The sequence below is a fragment of the Bacillus sp. N12A5 genome (genome assembly GCF_026790125.1).
In the GTDB taxonomy this organism is placed as follows: domain Bacteria; phylum Bacillota; class Bacilli; order Bacillales; family Bacillaceae; genus Bacillus.
Genome location: NZ_JALAMR010000006.1, coordinates 103,923 through 124,195 on the forward strand (window position 1 = coordinate 103,923; position 20,273 = coordinate 124,195).

Here is a 20,273-nt window from a genome sequence, read left to right on the forward strand (position 1 = left end):
CTCCCCTTCATGTCATGTACTATTTGTGTGTGATTAAGCCCCTCTGATAATCTGCAATTTGTGTATATTGATTTTCTAATGATCTTGATAGATTGATGAAAATCGGCATTAGTTTTCTGTATTCTTTGGCTGAGTCTTCGATCGGCGTATGTCTGTATGTGCTGCCGATCATGTCGGACACGGCGTCGAAAGAATCGATTTTTCCTGTTGCATACAGGCCTAAAATGCAGGCGCCGAGACATGAGCTTTCGTAGCTTTCCGGAACGACAACCTCTGATTCGAAGATATCCGACATCATTTGGCGCCAAACCTCCGACCTTGCAAAGCCTCCTGTCGCCTGAATGCGGGTTACAGGGCCGTCCATGCATTCGGTTAACGCCAGGAACACCGTATACAGGTTGTAAATGACGCCCTCTAATGCCGCGCGTATCATATGCTCTTTCTTATGCGACATGGTCAGGCCGAAAAAGGAGCCGCGGACATCCGGATTCCACAACGGGGCGCGCTCTCCGGCGAGATATGGGTGGAACAGCAGACCATCGGAACCAGGTCTGACACGTTCGGCGATCTTCGTCAGCACGTCATATGGGTCAATGCCCAATCGTGTCGCTGTCTCGATTTCAGAAGAGGCAAACTCGTCTCTGATCCAGCGAAGGACGATGCCTCCATTGTTCACCGGCCCGCCAATGACCCAATGCTTGTCCGTTAAGGCGTAGCAGAAAATTCTCCCTTTTTCATCGGTTTGCGGCTTGTCAATAATCGTCCGGATGGCACCGCTTGTTCCGATGGTGACGGCAATTTCGCCCTTTTTAATGGCGTTGACACCGAGATTGGACAGCACGCCGTCGCTGGCGCCGATGACAAAAGGCGTTTCCGGATCGATGCCCATCTGGATCGCTAATTCCGGGCTGCAGTGCTGAAAGATTTGAGTCGTCGGCACTAGTTTTGATAAGTGATCAGGCGTGATGCCTGCGATGCGCAGTGCCTCTTCGTCCCAATCCAAGCTTTTCAGGTTCATCATGCCTGTCGCTGAGGCCAAGGAGTAATCGATGACATACTCATTGAACAGCTGTTTAAAGATGTACTCCTTGATACCGATATATTTTTTGGCTTTGGAAGCGATTTCTTTTCGTTCATTTGTGATCCATGCAATTTTGCTTAGCGGAGCCATCGGATGGATCGGTGTTCCTGTCCGTTTGTACACCTCATGCCCGTTCAATTCCTCTTTGATCTTATGCGCCCAGCCTTCGCTCCGGTTGTCGGCCCATGTGATGCATGGCGTCAGCGGCCGGTCAGCTTCATCGATTGCGATGACACTGTGCATGGCGCTGCTGAATGAAATGAATGAGATCTGTTTGTCCGGATGCTGTTTTGTAATTCTCGCTGTTGTTTGGATGACTGCCTGAAAAATCTCTTCCGGATTTTGTTCAGCTGTTGAGATGTCCGGTGTATAGAGCGGGTAGCCGATGCTTTCTTTCTGTACCACGTCTCCTTTTTCACTGAACAGCACAGCTTTTGTGCTTGTCGTGCCGATATCAATTCCTAACATATAACTAGTCATTGCTGCATTCAGCTCCTTTTGCCAGCATTTGTTGTGAGAGCCACAGGTCTTCTACCTTTTCTTGCACATCATCAAAGTTTTGGTGAAGAGACTGAATCATCAGCGCCCTGTCCTTTGTTTTGATGGCCTGAATATAAAGCTCATGGTTATCTAAAATCCTTGTGAAGTCATCATATTTTTCCTTTAACCGTACCCGCATGGACAACAGAATAAAGCTTTCCATGACAGGTTTTAGATTGTTCCAGATCATCTGAAGGTATGAATGGTCGATAGCTCTGATAATCGTTTCATGGAACAGTACGTCTTGAAATGAAAATTCATCTGCGTCCTCATATTTGATAGAGACTTTCATCATTTCAAGGATTTTGCTGAGATCTTTAACTAAAGGCTCAATGTCTATTTTGACAAGCCGTTCAAAGACAAATGTTTCTAATAATAATCGCACATCATAAATTTCCGCGATTTCCTTTTCAGTTAACCCAATCACGACCGCTCCCATTCGTTCTAAGCGGATGATTTTTTCGGATGCGAGTATTTTTAACGCTTCGCGAACCGGCGAACGGCTTACTGAAAACTCAGCAGCAATGGTATTTTCTGATAAAATGGTACCGCTTTCAATCATGCCTGAAATGATCCGCATTCTCAGCTCGCATGCGACACGAACCCCGGTTGACGCTTTTGAGAGCCATTTTGCGGGATACAACAGGTCCTTGGAGTCTAGCATACAACTCACCTTCCTCACTAAAGGAGTATACTTGTATACAAGTATGATAACGTGAATATTTCATTTATGCAAACACTTTCATTTCTAATTTTTAATAAAATTTTTCCCAGTCATCATGGTATTTATTTCTAAATGGAATATGGTACATTGGAGATAACTAGCGTAAGTGAATCACGTTTTGAAAGAGGCGATTTGGTTGAAAATCATCATTGCACCTGATTCTTTTAAGGAAAGCTTGTCAGCTCTGGAGGCCGCTGACGCGATAGAAAGAGGGTTCAAATCGGTATTTCCTGGCGCCGATTACAGAAAGCTTCCGATGGCAGATGGCGGTGAGGGCACCGTTCAGTCTCTGGTGGATGCCACAAAGGGATGGATCAAAGAGCAGGTTGTCACGGGGCCGCTGGGGGATCCTGTAAAAGCGTTTTTTGGCATGATGGGAGATGGGACAACAGCTGTGATTGAAATGGCTGCCGCCTCAGGGCTTCACCTCGTGCCTGTTGAAAAACGCAATCCGCTCGTCACTACAACAAGGGGAACAGGAGAATTAATCGCAGCGGCAATTGATGCGGGCGCAGAGCGTTTGATCATTGGGATCGGCGGAAGCGCCACGAATGACGGGGGAGCCGGGATGATTCAAGCATTAGGCGGAAGGCTTCTTGATGGCTCGGGCCGTGAGATCGGGCCCGGGGGCGGCTCGTTATCTCAGCTCGCATCAATAGATATAAGCGGGCTTGATTCCAGGTTGCGGACTATAAAAATCGAAGTCGCCTGCGACGTGGACAATCCGTTAACAGGGCCAAGAGGAGCTTCAGCTGTTTTCGGGCCGCAAAAAGGCGCGACAGACGACATGGTGAGGGCACTGGATCAGCACCTGGCCCATTTTGCGGATGTGGCAGAAGAATCGCTCGGAACAGCCTGCAGAGAAACAGAGGGCGCCGGAGCAGCGGGCGGTCTCGGGTGGAGTCTGATGGCTTTTCTTCATGCTGATCTGAAAAGAGGTATTGATATTGTCCTTGAAGCGGTTGATTTTGAAAATGAAGTTCAGGATGCAGACCTTGTGATTACCGGTGAGGGGCGAATTGACAGCCAGACGATTTACGGAAAAACGCCGATCGGCGTAGCCAAAGCAGCTAAATCATACGATGTACCCGTTATTGGAATTGCAGGTTCAGTGTCACGAGATAGTGATGTTGTCTACAAACACGGAATCGACGCGCTTTTCAGCATCGTTCCTGGAGCTGTTCCTCTTGAAGACGCGTTTGAGCATGCTGCGGAATATATGGAAAGAACGGCTCGGGACGTTGCTGCATCCATCAAATTGGCGAAAACGATGTTTCTGATATAGCCGCGCACACGCCAATGCATAGCCGTCCTCCCTTTGGGGTAAAGACAGTTAACCACACAAAGAAGCATTCATCCCAGAAGGAGGACGCAGACATGACTGTACAAGAAATCAAAGGCAAAAAACTAGTAAAAGGCATTGCGCCGAATGTTGAACCAGAAGCCCTGTTAAATGATAAACGAAAAGTATTTTTGTTTGGATCCCCGAGTTACACAAACATTGGCGACCAAGCGATTGCATATGCGGAAGAGAAATTTATCAAAAATCGTTTTCCATATTATGAATACATTGAGATTATGGATTATGCGACGGATGAGGGCATTGAATTAGTGAAGGAGATTATCCGTGAAGACGATATTGTCTGCTTTACGGGCGGAGGGAACTTAGGAAACCTTTATCTCGATATTGAGGAAGACAGACGAAAGGTCTTCTCGGCGTTTAAGGACTACAAATCGATTTCACTTCCGCAATCTGTGTATTTTGAAGATACAGAGGAAGGAAATAAAGAAAAGAAAAAAACACAGGATGCGTACCATCAAAATCCCAACTTAACGATTGCGGCGCGTGAGACGCAGACGTTGGATATTGTAAAAGAGACCTTCGATTCCAATGTGATCTTTACACCGGATATGGTGCTCTCCTTGGATATTGTGCCAAAAGAAATCGAGCGGGACGGCGTTCTCTTTATTTTAAGAGCGGATAAGGAGAAAGTGACCGACGAAGATTTTATTTCACAGATGATGAAATGGGCAGAAAAAACAACCTATGCGGAGCGTACGGATACGGTGCTGGATACGGTCGACACCATTGATTACGCCGATCGTGAGAAGCATTTTATGGAGATGCTTGACCGCATCGGCTCCAGTAAGTTGGTGATTACCGACCGCCTTCACGCGATGATCTTCTCGATTATCACCAAAACACCTTGTCTCGTCTTTGGAAACAGCTACGGCAAGGCGAAACATTCGTACCGGGATTGGCTCGAAAGCTTAAACTTCATTGAATATACAGATAAGAATGATGTTGAGGAGCTGGAGCGCATGATCGACCGCCTGCTTCAAGCAGAGCCGAATGACGTTGATTTGTCTAAGGATTTTCAGCCGTTGGTTGATTTTTTCGCATCGTAAAAAGAGAGAAAGACTGCCCTCCCCCGGGGCAGTCTTTCTTTGTTAAATATGAAACAGCCAGACGACGAGCGGGCCAAAGAATGAGCCAAGCACCGCACAAAGTGTCATGGAAACGGAACTCATGGAGACGGCCAGCTCCCCGTATTCAAAGGCTTTTGAGGTGCCCAGTGCATGGGAGGCGCTGCCTAATGCGATGCCTTGGCCCAATGAACTGCGTATGCGAAGCCATTTTAGGACCAGTGGCCCGAGGATGACGCCTGAAAAGCCCGCAATCATGACAAATACGACAGTCATGGAAGGGACACCGCCAAGTCCCGCGGCAATCTGAATAGCGACAGGGGTTGTGATCGACTTTGGCAGAATGGATAATAAGAGATCATGATCAATCCCGAATGCTTCTGCGAAGATCAGCCCGCTGATCATTCCCATGCATAATCCGACCAGCACGCCGCCGATAATGGGAACACAATGTTTGACAATGATGTGCCATTGTTTATAAAGCGGATAGGCCAGTGCCACGACAGCCGGCCCAAGCAAAGAATTGATCCATTTCCCCCCGATCATATAGCCTTCATAGGAAACATGAAACATTATCAAAACCGCTACAATCAAAATGGTCGTTGTCAGGACGGGGATTAGAAATGGAAGCGGAAACCGCTTATAGAGTTTGACCATCACTAAATAAGCGGCAACTGTTAAAAGAATTATAATGATTGCGATACATGCTTGCTGCATTTCTCTTTCTCCTCACGTTTTTTTGCTTTTTTCTCTAATAGCTGGCTGGCGAATCCGGCCGCAATGATCGTGACGATGGTGCTCAGAACGACTGTAATCAGCAGCATCAAACCATTTAATGAAATGAGAGACGGATATTTCATCACTCCTGTCATTGCCGGGATGAACAACAATGGAAGAAAGGACAATAAAAAACTCGCTCCGTCTTCAATGATGGAGACGGGAACAATTCGGAGGCCTAAGCAGATCAGCAGTAGTACCAATCCGACAATACTTCCTGACACCGGTAATTGAAACAGATGCTGAATGGCTTCCCCGATCATAAAAAATACATATAAAATCAACACTTGCAGAATAATTCGTATGACTTTCACATCAAATGCTGCTCTCCAATTAGAACAGCTTCCTCCTTTCGGTGACTTGCTTTCTGGGATGGTTCTGAGGAATCGCTTTACTTTCTTTTTATATGATTGTACTATACAAGTATAATAATTGATTTAGTCATATAACGACTTGTATTCATTCAGTTAATATACATTTGTATTATACAAGTATATATGGTGTTGTCAATGCCGGAGATTGGAATGGGGAGCGAGAGCGATTGCAAAAACAAAATCCAGTTGAATTAATAGAATATGAGCTGACGACTTTTATCAGAAGAGCTGTTTATCTGGATCAATCAGAGAAAAGAACAGGGAGTTTGGAGAGAGCTTCGTACTTATTGCTGAGGCAATTGGATGAGTTTGGGCCTGCTCGGGTAAAGGAATTGGCAGAATCGTTCAAGCTCGATATCTCTACTCTTTCAAGACAAGCGGCTGCATTAGAGGCCAAAGAGCTTATCTATCGTTTCTCAGACCCCTCCGATGGCAGAGTCAGCCTGTTTACCATTACAAAGCTTGGAAAACAAACATTAAAAGCCGATCAGCAAAAGCGGCTTGAACGATATGAACAGATGCTGAAAGAGTGGTCAACACAGGAAAAAGAGATGTTCGGCGAGCTGCTGCAGCGTATGAACAAGGCTTTTATCGATTAACAGCTGAAAAACCCATGGTTCGCTGGAACAGCATGGGTTTTTCTCATGGTCAGAGATTATCTGCATCGTTTGGCGGCAGCCCAAGCCACTAGCCCGGCAATAACAGCCGCTGATACAATCGGGCGCTTCGTGGCTTTCGTGTAGTAGCTTCTTGACCGCAGCCATCCTTTATTGGTGCCCCTGTCATGCATGCCATAGCCCGCTTCATAAAGCGCGCTTTCTTCTCGCGGCTTGGACGGTCTATCAGCATGCTGGCTGTGGTACATGATTTTTTCCATCAGTCTGTCGGTCAGACGAGGGAAAAGCGCGCCCAGCATGGCGATGGCTTTGGCCTGTGAGCCGATGTACATGTCGCGCTTCGGGTGTTCGGCCGCAAACAGGATGGCTTCGGCGGCCGCTTCCGGCGGGTAGATCATCGAGCGGTAATGAGCCGGCTGTTTGTCGAGGTAGCTGCGCGCATGCTCGTTGTAAGGCGTGTCAATTCTGCCCGGGTGGATGAGCGTAACCGAGACAGGCGCCTGTTCTTTTTCAAGCTCCATTCGGATGCTTTCCGTCCATCCGTGAAGCGCGAATTTGGCTGATGCATATGTGGATTGAATGACTGTCCCTCTGTCGCCGAACAGGCTTCCTACATTAATGAGAGCGCCCGGCACGCCTCTATTGGTGTAGTGTTTGACGGCTGCTCTCGTTCCGTAGACCGGTCCCCAGAAATTTGTGTCAAACATGCGCTTCATGTCTTCGACAGTGACGTCCATGGCGTGTCCGAAAATCGAGACGGCGGCATTGTTGACCCATGTGTCAAAGCGGCCGAATGTGCTGATCGCGGTTTCGGCGATGCGGTTGACATCCTCTTCTTTTCCAACATCCGCTTTCACCCATATGGCGTCGTGCCCTTTTTCCTTTAGTTCATCAACGAGCTCCTTCAGCGCGTCTTCATTTCGTGCTGCTGCTACCACCTTTGCGCCTTTTTCGGCTGCCATTCGTGCAGTGACCAGCCCAATCCCGCTTGAAGCGCCGGTAATGACGATCACTTGATCCTCGAGCTTCTTCAGTGTAAGCTTCGTTTTCATGCAGGAGTTTTGCTGTTCAAGCTGCTCTGTATTCGTGACTGAATGATCGATTGTCATTGAGATCCCTCCTAGACGCTGTTTTTGTACATTTACCCCATCCGGGAGGGTCTTACCCCTTTTGACATTCACAGGGTTCTTTTTTATATTATATAAGTCGCTCTACCATACCTAGGAGGGAATGTTTTAATGACTAGCAGAGGAGATTCACGTGAAAAAATCCTTCACACGGCGTCACGTCTGTTCCAGCTGCAAGGATATCACGCGACAGGTTTGAACCAGATTGTAAAAGAAAGCGGTGCTCCAAAAGGATCGCTATATCACTTTTTTCCGAAGGGCAAAGAAGAACTAGCAATTGAAGCGGTTACATATACAGGTAAGATCGTTGAACATGTGATACAGAAAAGCATGGATGAATCCTCTAATCCTGTTGAAGCGATTCAGGGCTTTATTAAAAAAACAGCCAGCCAGTTTGACAATACAGAAAGCATAAAAGGCATTCCAGTCGGTTTGCTGGCGAGTGAGACAGCATTAATCAGTGAGCCGCTGCGAACCGTTTGCATGAAGGTATTTAAAAGCTGGGAAGCGGTGTTTGCCAGAAAATTAATGGAAAACGGATTTGCGGAAGAAGAAGCAAATCAGCTTGGTATGCTGATCAATTCGATGATTGAGGGCGGGATCATGCTTTCGTTAACGAATAAAGACAAAACGCCCCTTCTTCTTATTGCCGAACAAATTCCAGTGCTGGTGAGAAAAAAAGGGTAGCATTTTGTTATCCTTTCTCCTACAATTATATAGAACGGTCTAGTCAGTTTCGAAACACACTATATAGACTGGTCTAAATTGGAGGAAACGATATGAAAACATTATGTACACATTCATTGCCTAAAGAAAAAATGCCTTATTTGCTTCGCAGCGGAGAAGGTGAGCACTATTTGTTCGGCAGACAGGTTGCCACGGTGATGGCGAACGGCAAGAGTACGGGCGATCTGTTTGAGATCGTGCTGCTTACCGGGGGAAAAGGAGATGCCTTTCCGCTTCACGTCCACAAGAACACACATGAAGGGATTCTCGTGCTGGACGGCAAGCTTGAGCTGACGCTTGATGGAGAACGCTATTTATTAGTATCAGGGGATTATGCGAACATTCCGGCCGGAACACCGCACAGCTACCGAATGCAGAGCCACAGAACACGATTGGTGTCTTATACGATGAAGGGAAATGTGGCGCATATGTACTCCGTTATTGGGAATCCGTATGATTACGCAGAACATCCGCCGTACGCGTGTGAAGAGTTGTCAAACGAGCGATTTGCAGAAGCTGCCGCTGTGGCAGACGTCGCATTTTTGGATGAAGAAAAGCCTGCCGGTGCGGCAGCATTAGCGGAGCTTGCAGAGCTTCCGGATGGAGCCGTTCCATACGTGCTTGAATCTGGAGAAGGAGACCGCCTATTGACGGGAGATCAGCTTCACCGCATTGTGGCAGCACAAAAAAATACAGACGGCCAGTTTATCGTCGTAGTATCGGACGGCCCTAAAGGCGATCGGATCGTTGATCACTATCATGAACACCATACAGAAACATTTTATTGCCTGGAAGGGCAAATGACGATGTGGGCAGATGGGCAGGAAATCCAGCTGAACCCGGGAGATTTCCTGCATGTCCCTGCCAATACCGTTCACTCTTATCGTCTGGATTCTCATTATACAAAGATGGTAGGCGTCTTGGTTCCAGGCTTATTTGAACCGTTTTTCCGGACGTTAGGTGATCCGTATGAAGGCCACATCTTCCCAAGTGAGCCTCAGGCTCTGCGCTTTGACCGCGTCCTCCAGAATATTGATGCATTAGATTTAAAAGTGATGAAGCCATAAAGATGACAAGATTGTAAGGTTTCCATGCCTGCCTGACACCTAAATCGATGTTTCTTCGCTCCTTTTTTTCATACCCTGAAGGTACAGAAGAAAGGAGCGTGATGGCTATGGCTTCATTACAGCCAACTTTGGCAAATGAGCGGATCGGTGTGCTTGATGTGCTCAGGGGAATGGCGATTTTCGGCATCTTATTTGTCAATCTGGCACATTTCAGTTATCCGGATATGTATTTGTCTATGCTTGGAAAAGAGAACTTTTTTACAGAAAAGTGGTCTAAAGCAGACTTTGCAGCAGCAAACATTCTGACATTCTTCATCCAAACAAAATGTATATTATTATTTTCCTTTTTATTTGGATTCGGCATGGTTGTCATGATGGAGAGAGCCGTAAGCAAAGGGAAGCGGTTTGTCCCGCTGTATGCGAGAAGGTTAGCGGCGCTTCTCTTGTTTGGAACGGTTCATGCTTTTTTGATTTGGGACGGGGATATTTTAACGGAATATGCCCTGCTCGGATTCGCCCTGCTCTTGTTTCAAAAAGCAAAGCCGAAAACACTGCTGATATGGGCGGTCTCTTTGTATCTTCTGTTTTCCATTCCGTTCATGTTGACAAGCTTTGATCAATCAAACGGGCAGGAATGGGCACAAGCGGTAACACAACAAGCAAAGCAAGCGCTCCATGTGTACGGAAGCGGCAGCTTGAAGGATATTGCGGAACAGCGGATCCATGATCGTCTTGTTTACATGTCCTCGAATGGCATGCTTACGTATAACCCGCTCAACTTCTTCTTTGCATCCATTCCTTATTTCAGCATGTTTTTGCTGGGAGCTGCTGCGGCGAAATCTCGGTACTTGCATGAACCGGAAAAGCATCGCAAAGGATTGAAACGAGTGTGTATGGCCGGGCTTATCATCGGCATCTCCGCCCAGGTGCTGTACACTGTAACAGATAAGCAAATATTCTTGCTGATTGGCGCGCCTTTCCTGATGTTTTTCTATGTCACAACGGTTGTCTATCTTTATCATAAAACAAGAGTGAGAACAGTGCTGGAATCCTTCTCCGCTGTTGGGCGGATGGCATTTACCAATTATCTAATGCAGTCTATCGTGTGTACGTGGATTTTCTATCATTACGGCTTGGGACTGTATGGGAAAGTGTACCCTGCCGCCGGCGTGCTTATTACGATTGCCGTTTGTGCCATTCAAATGGTCTTCAGCCACCTTTGGCTTCGTGTCTTTCGGATGGGGCCGTTTGAGTGGCTGTGGAGAAGCGCTACGTATATGGTATGGCAGCCTATTGTAAAGAAAACAAAAGTCTAGATGCCTATTGGCTCTAGACTTTTTCTATTATTTATACACGACACGTGTTTTGCAAATGATGTCATGCAGGCCTTTTTTCTCTCCAAAGGCGATCATGATAAACCCGATATAAAAGATGATGCCAGATAAGATATAGGCAAAGTAACGGCCAATTGCCTGTCCGACAGAAACCCGTCCGCCTTGTTCATTGACCACTTTTAAGCCCAGAATTTTTTTGCCGAGTGTGCCTTGCATTTTAGAAGCTGTGAGCAGTCCGTAATATAACACACTGATGACGATCATGATCAGCATAGTAGGCAAAAATGCAATCGTCATGTATGTCACCATATACTCCTCTTGGGTCATGTAAGGGTTTGCTGCCACAGCCCCAGCTACAAACACAGTATTAATAATAAATAGAATAATATAACTAGGAACAGATACAATAATGCCATCGATCAAATAAGCTAAAAAACGAATCCAAAATCCTGCCGGTTTTTCCATGTATTTTTCTCTCTCCTTTGAATTAATCTGGAATAGTATACTTTGAAAAAAAAGCACATGCAATATGATATGGTGATAAAATCCTGATATGCCTGAAAAATGAGTCTTTTATCCTTTGTTTTTTACTATATAAATATACTAGGAAGTATCATAGCATTTGCTTGCGTGTTCTGGAATTTAAAAAAAATGGGTTTCCTATTCGTCTCACTTATAATAAAAAGGTTAATATTTCTATTTGGAGGGAGGAGTTTGATGTCTAGAAAAAACAGTGTGGCAATCATGACAGCCATTTCTGCGTTTCTTTTTTGCGCTGTGATCGTGGCGGCTTCACTTTCGCCGCTGGCCGGAACGGGAGCGGCGGCCAATCAGTTTAATTCAGTTGGCATGTGGTCATCTGTCGGGATGATCCTTGTCTTGTATTTCATTCCTTTTCTCATTTATATGCTCGGAGTAGATGCGATGAGATATGTCATGGCGGTGCTTTGCGGCTTGGGGCTTCTGATCCATTTGTCTTCGGCCGGTTTTAGCTTGATGTTTAGTTTCTTTAGTGACAACCTGCTTTCTGAGGTGATTTTTGTGGTCGGGGTTAGTCTCGCTGCAGCTGCTGTCAATGTCATTTGGTTTGTGGCTGCGTTTCGTTCGGGTGCTGAAAAAACGTCTGCGCATACTCTTGCAAGTTTTCTAGTTTGTGATGTTTTGTGAAGTAGAATAATAAAATGGGTTAATATGTTATGATGGTCAAGTCATTTCGTATGAAAGCGCTGATGGCTTTTGGGAAATAGTAAAACAGGCTGGCGAGGTTAACTCGGCAGCCTGTTTTTTGATCAATCAAGATATTTATTTTTATAGACAACCTTTGTCCCGCAAATATAATCGTGTAATGCCAGTTTAGAGGGGAAAGCTGCCATAATGTAACCGATATACAAAATTCCTGATGGTATGTAAGCGAAAAAACGGCCAAAGCTGTGCCAAAATGAAATTCGCTCGCCATATTGATTGACAACGATGATACCCATGAGTTTTTTGCCTAGTGTTGCTTGCATTTTTGAAGAAGTCAGCAAGCTATAATAAAGAATGCCGAAGATATATATGATGGCGATAACAGGGATCGTCCCGAATATCAGGATATAAAATTTGTATTGACCTTCTGTCATATAGGAGCTTCCTGCATCAATGAGAGGCAGGACAATTAAGGTGTTAATTTGGATCATAATAAAAGCAAAAAAATAAATAATTAAATCATCAATAATAGAGGCAACTGCCCGAATCCAAAATCCAGCTGGCTTTTCCATGTATAATATTCTCTCCTTTGAAGTTTTCTGGGATATTATACGTTAGAGGCTGTGCGGTTTCAATGAGATAGACTAGAGGAATTTGGTCTCGTAACGAAAATGGTATTTTATCACTGTTTATTTCTTTATTTTACCTTTTTATCTATAGGTGAATAGAATGATAAAAAAAGAACCTGCAAGGTGATGCAGATTCTCTTCACTACAATTATTCAGCGGCCTGAATAAATACACCCTTCTCATGAGAAAACTCTTTAAATCCGTAAACCCCATGATAGGAGCCGATTCCGCTTGTGTTGACGCCGCCGAATGGCAGGTTGACGTCACTGAAATGGACAACAACATCATTGATGGCTGCGTTGCCTGATGTCGTATGCTGAAGGATGTTATCGATCAGATCTTGGTTGTGGCTGAATACGTAAAGCGCGAGCGGTTTATCGCGATCATTTACGTAATCGATGACCTCGTCGATGTCCTCATAGTTCATCATCGGCAAGATCGGTGCGAAAATTTCCTCCTGCATGATTTTCATGTCAGGTGTGACATTTTTCAAAACGGTTGGCGAGATCGTGCGGTCGCTGGCATCAAAAGCGCCTCCGAATACAACTTCCGCCCCTTTTTCGATGGCGTCGTCGAACAGGTCTTTGACGCGGTTAAAGTTGCGGTCATTGACGATCTGCGTAAATTTGCTGCGGTCTGGATTGTGATCATCCTCCATAAATCCAGCATTGACGACTGTTTGTAAAATCCCTGCGAACCTGTCCTGTACGTCTTTTTTAATGAACAGATAATCGGGTGCAATGCAGGTTTGGCCGGCGTTTACAAATTTGCCGACGGCGATCTTTTTCGCTGCGTCCATGAGATCGTATTCACTGTCAATGATCGTTGGGCTTTTGCCGCCAAGCTCAAGTGTAACAGATGCTAGGTGTTTGGCAGCGGCTGTCATGACGATTTTTCCGACATTTGTGCTTCCGGTGAAGAAAATGTGGTCGAACGGCTGATCAAGAAGCTCGGTTGCCACCTCAACCTCTCCTTCAAAAATCGCAACCTCTTTTTCATCAAAAGCATCTCGAATCACTTTTGCGGCAATGTTGCTCGTGTTCATTGTAAAATCGGACAGCTTCACAATCGCGCTGTTTCCGGCTGCGAGAGAAGCGGCAAGCGGCGCCATCGTCAGCATAAACGGATAGTTCCACGGACCGAGGATGAGCGTCATCCCTTTAGGCTCGTACATGAGGATCCCGTTTGCGTCTGGGCTTAACGATGAACCGACTTCTTTAGGCGCCATCCATTGTTCCAGATTGTTCATATTATCTCTAATCGCTTTTTTCGTTCCTTCGATTTCCGCTTTTTTGACCTCGTGATATGGTTTGCGGACGTCTTTGCGGATCGCTTCGATGATTTCTTCTTCATGGGCGATCACGGAATCTAAAAAGCGCTGAAGCTTCTCTCTGCGCTGTTCCGCTGTTGAAGCGCGCAATGCTTTTTGCTGTTTTTTCTGAAGCTGAAAGACACGCTGAATGTCGTCCTTTACTTGCTGTTCCATTGTAAATCCCCCTCATTTGCTTTCTTCTTATCTCGGACCTATTATAAAGTGGTACCTTTTCTGTAAGAAAGACAACGGTGAACCATCTATACGTTACCGTACATATATTGACCATCTGTCTAATGATTGGGGGTATCTTTTGTGCCGGAATCTGCCGAAGCCCAAGTGAAACAGGCGCTGCTGGCCTTATTGGAAGAAAGAGATATTCAACACATCACAATGAAAGAAATCGCTGAGAAGGCCAAAGTGAGCCGCGGGACGCTTTACCTTTATTATGAGGATAAGTTTTCAATCATTGAGGATGTGATCGAAGATATGAAGGAAGGATTGGGCAAAGCGCTTTTTGATGCCTTCAGTCATATGGATACCCTCCATTTGAACAAAAAACGGCAAACGGTGCATCCGACGCTGTCCTTTGTTCATGAGCATCGTTCCTTTTTTTCTGTGATGATGAACAGAGGACATTTTCATCGTTTTTTTAAGGATGTGTTTCAGCAGGATGTGCTGCTGGCTCCGATCCATGTGAATTTAACGCCGATCGAACGGGACATTTATGGACATTATCGGGCCTTGTACACGTACGCGATTATCCTGTATTGGCTGAATGAGGATGCGGCCGCGTCTCCCGAAGCCATCAGCCAGAAGGTATGGGAGCTTGTTTCTCAAAAGCGGTTTTATTGGCTGTTTGGAAAAGCTGTGCCAGGAGAGCGAGAGAAGGAGAAGCAAATCGACAGGCGGGTGGTTCGGACGAGAGAGGCGCTGCAGAAGGCTTTGCTGGACGTCTTGGAGGAGAAAAAAGACTACACGGCCATCACGATTTCTGACATTACCCGGAAAAGCAATATCCGCCGCGCAACCTTTTATGATCACTATGCCAGTAAAGAGGAACTGCTGCAAACCATGATTCAGCAGTCGTGTGCAGAGATCATTGAACACCTGACGATTGCATCCAATCCGAATGAGCTTTCCTTAGAGGAAGCAGAGACAGCGCTCACCAGTCTGCTTTCTGCTTTATCGGTACGCATGCCCATTGTCCATTTTCTCAATCGGGAGTGGGGTGTTCCTCATGTGATACCCGGGATGATCAAAGCGCTGGAGTCGTTTTATCTGGAACAGCAGACTGATATTCCAGCGGAGAAAAAGCTTTATGCCTACTATGTATCCGCAATGATTATCGGTCTGATTTTGTATCGGCTGGATGAAGGAAAGACACATGAGCCAGAAGTGCTGGCGAGGGAGTTTTTGCAGTTTTTGGATGTGAAGAAATATAAGGTTGTATTGCTTTGAAAGACAAAAAGAGAGGGAAATCCCCTCTCTTATTTCGTTTCTTCCTTCCATTTCTCATCAATCAGCATCTTCCCAGGCCATGTGTACGCCATGATGCCGCCGTCTGCGGTGATGTCTTCTCCTGTGACGTATGAGCTGTCGTCTGATGCGAGGAACAGTGCCACTGTTGCCTTTTCTTTGGGCTGGCCAAGACGTCCGAGCGGCGTGATCCATTTGTTGGCTTCGCGGAATTGTTCGCCCATTTCCTGTTCTTTGGTGCCTGCCAGTTTATCAATCAGCGGTGTTTCGATCGTGCCCGGCGAGATAGAATTGACGCGGATGCCGTTTCGAGCGTAATCAATCGCCATCGCTCTTGTCAGGTTCGTGATCCCGCCTTTTGCAGCATTGTAGCCGGAACGGTCGAGATCCGCGGCCCGGCCTGACATGGAGGACGTATTGATGATGGAGCCTCCGTTTTCGAGCATAAGCGGAATCAGATATTTACTGCACAGGAACGTGCCGCGCAGGTCGACGGCGATAATGCGGTCAAACAGCTCAACGGGATATTCATGCAGCTTTCCGCCTTCCTGATCGACGCCGGCGTTGTTAAATAGAATATCAATCGTGCCGCAGGCGTCTTTAATGTGATCAGCAAATGCTTTCACACTGTTTTCATCAGATACATCGAGAGGAAAGGCGTCCGCCTCTCCTCCGTTTTTTCTGATTGCTTCAACGGTTTCTTTCATTTGGCCTTCATTGATGTCTCCGATCATCACACGTGCGCCTTCATTGGCAAAAACCTTTGCCGTCGCTTGTCCAATGCCTGTCGCGGCGCCTGTAATGACTGCGGTTTTGTTTTCAAGTCTTCCCATGACACGAGTCCTCCTTTTTCTATTTGTCTTCCCGCTATGTGCAGTGATAAACATGTGAGAAAAGAAATGCCAACATATGTTAAGTTGGACTGGAAATTGTTGGGTGGTTTGTGTGTATTGAAGGTACAGCATAAGAAGGAGCTCACGTTTTATTGCTTCGTCACAATTCCGTCCGCATTTGTTGTGCTGACTGTCATCTCTTTTATCTTGCAGGAGATTACGTTTCCAATTACAGCAAGCGCGTTTCTAAATGCTTCATGGCATAATCTATTTTTTCTAATCCCGTTCGGTTTGTTTTTCTACCCGGTGCATATATGGATGAAGCGGGAGTTTGGCCGCTGGAATGACACAGAAAAAAAGAGAGGATGATGAAGCCTCTCTTTTTTATCAGGAGCGACAGAGAAAAAAGAGTGAAAATTCACCCATATAATGGTAAATTTACATATATATGCATCCATCAATCTAATTGACAATTGTCACTGTATGTGATAAATAGATGCTGAAAAGGGTTTACATAACGTTAAAGGAGCGATCTAGAGTGGCGAAAAAAGAGTTTAAAGCAGAGTCCAAACGACTGCTGGATATGATGATTAACTCCATTTATACCCAAAAAGAAATTTTCCTGCGCGAGTTAATCTCCAATTCGAGTGATGCGATTGACAAAATCTATTACAAAGCGCTGACGGACGATGCGCTTACCTTTGATAAAGACAGCTACTATATAAAGGTCGCAGCTGACAAAGATGCGAGAACATTAACCATCTCTGATACGGGGATCGGAATGACAAAGGACGAGCTTGAGCAGCATCTTGGAACAATTGCAAAAAGCGGTTCCCTCGCGTTTAAAAAAGAGAACGAGCTGAAAGACGGACACGATATCATCGGCCAATTCGGTGTCGGTTTTTACGCGGCATTTATGGTTGCCGATGTCGTGACGGTCATCAGTAAGGCGCTCGGCAGCGAAGAGGCGTATAAATGGGAGTCTGCGGGTGCCGACGGCTACACGATTGAGCCGTGTGAAAAGGATTCTGTCGGTACAGACATTATCCTGAAAATCAAAGAGAACACAGAAGATGACAGCTATGACGAGTTTTTAGAAGAATATCGTTTAAAAGCGATCATCAAGAAGTACTCCGACTTCATTCGCTACCCGATCAAAATGGATACAACCATTAATAAGCCGAAGGAAGGCAGCGAGAATGAATTTGAAGAGGTGCAGGAGGAACAGACGGTCAACAGCATGGTGCCGATCTGGAGAAAAAACAAAAGCGAGCTGACAGATGAGGACTACGAAAAGTTCTATGCTGAAAAGCATTATGGATTTGATAAACCGCTGACACATGTTCATATCAGTGTAGATGGAGCCGTGCGTTACAACGCGATTCTATTCATCCCTGAAAACATGCCGTTTGACTATTATTCCAAGGAATACGAGAAAGGCTTGGAGCTGTATTCCAATGGCGTATTGATCATGAACAAATGCGCGGATCTGCTTCCGGACCACTTCAGCTTTGTGAAGGGTATGGTCGATTCTGAGGATCTGTCATTGAACATTTCCAGAGAAATGCTGCAGCATGACCGCCAGCTGAAGCTGATCGCGAAAAACATCAGCAAGAAAATCAAAAGTGAGCTGCAAAGCCTGCTGAAAAAAGACCGCGAGAAATACGAGACGTTCTACAAGTCGTTCGGCAGACAGCTGAAATTCGGCGTGTACAATGACTTTGGCGCGAATAAGGATCAATTGAAGGATCTCTTATTATTCTACTCTTCGAAAGAGAAAAAACTGGTCAGCTTAGACGAGTACGTGTCCAGAATGCCTGAGGAACAGAAATACATTTATTACGCGACCGGTGATTCATACGATCGCATTGAGAAACTGCCGCAAACAGAAATGGTCGCGGACAAAGGCTACGAAATTCTCTACTTTACTGAGGACATTGATGAGTTTGCGATTAAAATGCTGGCGTCTTATCAGGAAAAAGAATTCAAATCCGTTTCAAGCGGAGACCTTGGCATAGACACGGATGAGGACCAAAAGCAGTCTGAGGAAGAGGAAAGCAAGTACAAGGATCTGTTTGAGGAAATGAAAAACATTCTGTCAGACAAAGTGAAAAACGTCAGAATCTCAAAACGGCTCAAATCACATCCGGTCTGCCTTGCCGCTGACGGCGAAGTGACAATCGAGATGGAAAAAATCCTAAACGCTATGCCGGACAGCCAAAATGTGAAGGCGGATAAAGTGCTGGAAATCAACCCGAATCACGAGGTGTTCCAAACACTGAAAGACGCATTTGAACAAGATAAAGAGAAGCTGAGCCTGTACACAAACCTTCTGTACAATCAGGCGCTACTCATCGAAGGCCTGCCGATTCAGGACCCTGTGGAATTTACGAACAATATTTGCAAGGTTATGGTGTAAACAGAGAAAGGAATCGTCCCGTGAGACGATTCCTTTTTTTATAATGTACGCTCATTCAGCACTTGGCTTTGGCTGCTTTTCTTCCTTTTAAACCGTTTTTTCAGGCTTGCTTCAATTTCCTCCAAGCTTTTCCCTTTGGTTTCCGGAACCATGTAGAGGGCGAAGAAAAAGGAGAGAAGACAAATGACTGAGAAAATCATAAAGACCCATGCGATGCCCATTGCGCTGAGCATCAGCGGGAAGACGAGCGACACAATCAGGTTGGCTGCCGATAGCACCAAAGTGGTGAATCCTGTCGCGGCTCCGCGCGCTTTGGACGGGAAGAGCTCAGGCATAAGCACCCAAACAACCGGACCCCATGTCGCCTGGTAAAATACGATATAGACGCCGAGAAAAACAACAGTCATCCACGCCGTTGATGCTGAGAGTCCCAGTGTCAGAAGCACTCCTGATAATGCGGCCAGACTCAGTGTGATGCCGACACTTCCCCAGATGAGAAGCTTTTTGCGGCCGACACGGTCAATTAAGATCATGGCGGTGATACACATGATGACGTTGAGGACGCCGATCCCCATTGTGCCGAGCGCAGAAGCTGACGTACCAAGGCCTGCCTTTGTAAAAATGGTCGGCGCGTAGTAGATCACCGTGTTAATGCCGACAGCCTGCTGGAATATGGCAAGGCCGATCCCAATCAGAAGCATGGGGCGAATCCATTTGGCCTTTAACACGCCGAGTGTCGTTTCTTTTTTCTCTGCTTCCCCTTCCTTCATCTCGGCCAATTCCATTTCAATATCTTTGGGATCATGAGTGATGTTCATAATTCGTTTCGCTTCTTCTTCGCGGCCGCGCTTCACGAGCCATCTTGGCGATTCGGGCATAAACGCGATGCCGATTAATAAAAGCACGGCAGGCACCGCGGCAAGGCCGACCATCCAGCGCCACGCTTCAAACGGTGTGAACAGATAGTTTACGATATAAGCGAGCAAAATCCCGGTAACAATCATTAAGTTGTTCATTGTGCCAAGTGTACCGCGGATTTTCGTCGGTGCCATTTCTGACAGGTACACGGGCACGAGGGCCGTTGAACCTCCGACGGCCAACCCGAGAATCACCCGAGATGCAATCAGCATGCCGATCGTTTGAGAAAACGCGCAAGCAAGCGCGCCGACAATAAATATGATAGAAAGAACAAATACAACTTTTCTCCTGCCCCAGCGATCAGAGCACGTGCCGCTTAACGCTGATCCGAAAATCGCGCCCAGGAGCAGCATGCTGACAACCAATCCTTCTGTCAATGTTGTTAAAGGAATATCGTTGTTGATAAACAGCAGGGCTCCGGAGATAACCCCCGTATCGTAGCCATAAAGCAGCCCCCCTAAGGCGCCGAAAAAGTAGATCATATATTTCCTTATGTTTGTCTTCACAAATGTTCCCCCTCAGTTGTTGAGCCAATGAGTTTCTAAGATGTTTAATAAAGTTAATAGATTAGTACCCATTTCCTATCTCATTTGAAACATTTGTTTTAAAAAAAGAAAACATGAAAGCCAAAACAAAGGGGATATGAAATAACCCCGAGAAAACATCAAAAAAACCTTACTCACCGGGACTGACCCCATAAGATG

At 45.9% G+C, this 20,273-nt stretch carries 20 protein-coding genes; 10 read left to right on the forward strand and 10 right to left on the reverse strand.

Annotated features, from left to right (window positions below; translation table 11 throughout):
• Positions 1-19: 19 nt before the first annotated feature.
• On the reverse strand, positions 20-1,561 hold the full coding sequence (gntK, locus tag MOC09_RS07940; RefSeq protein WP_268370130.1) for a gluconokinase: 1,542 nt from the start codon (positions 1,559-1,561) through the stop codon (positions 20-22).
• On the reverse strand, positions 1,554-2,285 hold the full coding sequence (gntR, locus tag MOC09_RS07945) for a gluconate operon transcriptional repressor GntR (RefSeq protein WP_128738509.1): 732 nt from the start codon (positions 2,283-2,285) through the stop codon (positions 1,554-1,556). The genes gntK and gntR overlap by 8 nt, the downstream gene beginning before the upstream one ends.
• A 196-nt stretch (positions 2,286-2,481) precedes the next feature.
• Between gntR and MOC09_RS07950 the strand changes: the two genes are divergently transcribed.
• Both MOC09_RS07950 and MOC09_RS07955 read left to right on the forward strand, forming a co-directional pair.
• Positions 2,482-3,630, forward strand: a complete 1,149-nt coding sequence (locus MOC09_RS07950; protein WP_268370132.1) for a glycerate kinase — start codon at positions 2,482-2,484, stop codon at positions 3,628-3,630.
• A gap of 92 nt (positions 3,631-3,722) precedes the next feature.
• Complete coding sequence (locus tag MOC09_RS07955; RefSeq protein ID WP_268370133.1) at positions 3,723-4,754, forward strand: polysaccharide pyruvyl transferase family protein; 1,032 nt, start codon at positions 3,723-3,725, stop codon at positions 4,752-4,754.
• A 42-nt stretch (positions 4,755-4,796) separates the two neighbouring features.
• Here MOC09_RS07955 and MOC09_RS07960 read toward each other — a convergent pair whose 3' ends face one another.
• The gene (locus MOC09_RS07960) at positions 4,797-5,489 is read right to left on the reverse strand and encodes an LrgB family protein (RefSeq protein ID WP_268361950.1); all 693 of its coding nucleotides are present in this window, start codon (positions 5,487-5,489) and stop codon (positions 4,797-4,799) included.
• Positions 5,459-5,863, reverse strand: coding sequence for a CidA/LrgA family holin-like protein (locus MOC09_RS07965; RefSeq protein WP_268361953.1), 405 nt, complete (start codon positions 5,861-5,863; stop codon positions 5,459-5,461). Before MOC09_RS07965 ends, MOC09_RS07960 begins: the two co-directional genes overlap by 31 nt.
• A 227-nt stretch (positions 5,864-6,090) precedes the next feature.
• On the opposite strand from MOC09_RS07965, the gene MOC09_RS07970 reads away from it, so the two are divergent.
• Complete coding sequence (locus MOC09_RS07970) at positions 6,091-6,522, forward strand: MarR family winged helix-turn-helix transcriptional regulator (RefSeq protein WP_268361956.1); 432 nt, start codon at positions 6,091-6,093, stop codon at positions 6,520-6,522.
• A gap of 56 nt (positions 6,523-6,578) precedes the next feature.
• Here MOC09_RS07970 and MOC09_RS07975 read toward each other — a convergent pair whose 3' ends face one another.
• Positions 6,579-7,649, reverse strand: a complete 1,071-nt coding sequence (locus MOC09_RS07975; protein WP_268370135.1) for an SDR family oxidoreductase — start codon at positions 7,647-7,649, stop codon at positions 6,579-6,581.
• A 129-nt stretch (positions 7,650-7,778) separates the two neighbouring features.
• Between MOC09_RS07975 and yxaF the strand changes: the two genes are divergently transcribed.
• The 3 genes from yxaF to MOC09_RS07990 all read left to right on the forward strand — a co-directional run bounded on the left by yxaF (position 7,779) and on the right by MOC09_RS07990 (position 10,776).
• Entirely contained in the window at positions 7,779-8,354 is a 576-nt protein-coding gene (yxaF, locus tag MOC09_RS07980) for a transcriptional regulator YxaF (protein WP_268367221.1), read from the forward strand.
• 92 nt (positions 8,355-8,446) lie between these two features.
• Positions 8,447-9,460, forward strand: a complete 1,014-nt coding sequence (locus MOC09_RS07985; protein WP_268360350.1) for a quercetin 2,3-dioxygenase — start codon at positions 8,447-8,449, stop codon at positions 9,458-9,460.
• Between the two features lie 107 nt (positions 9,461-9,567).
• Positions 9,568-10,776, forward strand: coding sequence for a DUF418 domain-containing protein (locus tag MOC09_RS07990; RefSeq protein WP_268370138.1), 1,209 nt, complete (start codon positions 9,568-9,570; stop codon positions 10,774-10,776).
• Positions 10,777-10,803: 27 nt separating this feature from the next.
• On the opposite strand, the gene MOC09_RS07995 is transcribed toward MOC09_RS07990, so the two are convergent.
• Positions 10,804-11,259, reverse strand: a complete 456-nt coding sequence (locus MOC09_RS07995; protein WP_119914537.1) for an RDD family protein — start codon at positions 11,257-11,259, stop codon at positions 10,804-10,806.
• Between the two features lie 252 nt (positions 11,260-11,511).
• On the opposite strand from MOC09_RS07995, the gene MOC09_RS08000 reads away from it, so the two are divergent.
• Positions 11,512-11,961 carry a DUF5391 family protein gene (locus MOC09_RS08000; protein WP_268370140.1) on the forward strand — a complete coding sequence of 150 codons (450 nt, stop codon included), beginning with the start codon at positions 11,512-11,514 and terminating at the stop codon, positions 11,959-11,961.
• A 122-nt stretch (positions 11,962-12,083) separates the two neighbouring features.
• Here the strand turns inward: MOC09_RS08000 and MOC09_RS08005 are convergent, their stop codons facing one another.
• Together MOC09_RS08005 and MOC09_RS08010 are read right to left on the reverse strand one after the other, a co-directional pair.
• On the reverse strand, positions 12,084-12,551 hold the full coding sequence (locus MOC09_RS08005) for an RDD family protein (protein WP_029726141.1): 468 nt from the start codon (positions 12,549-12,551) through the stop codon (positions 12,084-12,086).
• A gap of 205 nt (positions 12,552-12,756) precedes the next feature.
• A complete protein-coding gene (locus MOC09_RS08010; RefSeq protein ID WP_268370141.1) occupies positions 12,757-14,094 on the reverse strand; it encodes an aldehyde dehydrogenase family protein in 1,338 nt (445 codons plus the stop codon).
• Between the two features lie 141 nt (positions 14,095-14,235).
• Between MOC09_RS08010 and MOC09_RS08015 the strand changes: the two genes are divergently transcribed.
• On the forward strand, positions 14,236-15,381 hold the full coding sequence (locus MOC09_RS08015) for a TetR/AcrR family transcriptional regulator (RefSeq protein ID WP_268370143.1): 1,146 nt from the start codon (positions 14,236-14,238) through the stop codon (positions 15,379-15,381).
• A 29-nt stretch (positions 15,382-15,410) separates the two neighbouring features.
• Here MOC09_RS08015 and MOC09_RS08020 read toward each other — a convergent pair whose 3' ends face one another.
• On the reverse strand, positions 15,411-16,232 hold the full coding sequence (locus MOC09_RS08020; RefSeq protein WP_268370144.1) for an SDR family oxidoreductase: 822 nt from the start codon (positions 16,230-16,232) through the stop codon (positions 15,411-15,413).
• Between the two features lie 117 nt (positions 16,233-16,349).
• Here MOC09_RS08020 and MOC09_RS08025 point away from each other — a divergent pair, with 117 nt between their 5' ends.
• Positions 16,350-16,601, forward strand: a complete 252-nt coding sequence (locus MOC09_RS08025; RefSeq protein WP_268370146.1) for a hypothetical protein — start codon at positions 16,350-16,352, stop codon at positions 16,599-16,601.
• A gap of 169 nt (positions 16,602-16,770) precedes the next feature.
• Complete coding sequence (htpG, locus tag MOC09_RS08030; RefSeq protein WP_268360358.1) at positions 16,771-18,651, forward strand: molecular chaperone HtpG; 1,881 nt, start codon at positions 16,771-16,773, stop codon at positions 18,649-18,651.
• A gap of 38 nt (positions 18,652-18,689) precedes the next feature.
• Here htpG and MOC09_RS08035 read toward each other — a convergent pair whose 3' ends face one another.
• Positions 18,690-20,075, reverse strand: coding sequence for a sugar porter family MFS transporter (locus tag MOC09_RS08035; RefSeq protein ID WP_268360359.1), 1,386 nt, complete (start codon positions 20,073-20,075; stop codon positions 18,690-18,692).
• Between the last annotated feature and the right edge of the window lie 198 nt (positions 20,076-20,273).

Coding starts and splice junctions, on each gene's coding strand:
- gntK (WP_268370130.1), bottom strand. CDS start 1,561: ATGACTAGTTATATGTTAGGAATTGATATCGGCACGACAAGCACAAAA.
- gntR (WP_128738509.1), bottom strand. CDS start 2,285: ATGCTAGACTCCAAGGACCTGTTGTATCCCGCAAAATGGCTCTCAAAA.
- MOC09_RS07955 (WP_268370133.1), top strand. CDS start 3,723: ATGACTGTACAAGAAATCAAAGGCAAAAAACTAGTAAAAGGCATTGCG.
- MOC09_RS07960 (WP_268361950.1), bottom strand. CDS start 5,489: ATGCAGCAAGCATGTATCGCAATCATTATAATTCTTTTAACAGTTGCC.
- MOC09_RS07975 (WP_268370135.1), bottom strand. CDS start 7,649: ATGACAATCGATCATTCAGTCACGAATACAGAGCAGCTTGAACAGCAA.
- yxaF (WP_268367221.1), top strand. CDS start 7,779: ATGACTAGCAGAGGAGATTCACGTGAAAAAATCCTTCACACGGCGTCA.
- MOC09_RS07985 (WP_268360350.1), top strand. CDS start 8,447: ATGAAAACATTATGTACACATTCATTGCCTAAAGAAAAAATGCCTTAT.
- MOC09_RS07990 (WP_268370138.1), top strand. CDS start 9,568: ATGGCTTCATTACAGCCAACTTTGGCAAATGAGCGGATCGGTGTGCTT.
- MOC09_RS07995 (WP_119914537.1), bottom strand. CDS start 11,259: ATGGAAAAACCGGCAGGATTTTGGATTCGTTTTTTAGCTTATTTGATC.
- MOC09_RS08000 (WP_268370140.1), top strand. CDS start 11,512: ATGTCTAGAAAAAACAGTGTGGCAATCATGACAGCCATTTCTGCGTTT.
- MOC09_RS08005 (WP_029726141.1), bottom strand. CDS start 12,551: ATGGAAAAGCCAGCTGGATTTTGGATTCGGGCAGTTGCCTCTATTATT.
- MOC09_RS08010 (WP_268370141.1), bottom strand. CDS start 14,094: ATGGAACAGCAAGTAAAGGACGACATTCAGCGTGTCTTTCAGCTTCAG.
- MOC09_RS08020 (WP_268370144.1), bottom strand. CDS start 16,232: ATGGGAAGACTTGAAAACAAAACCGCAGTCATTACAGGCGCCGCGACA.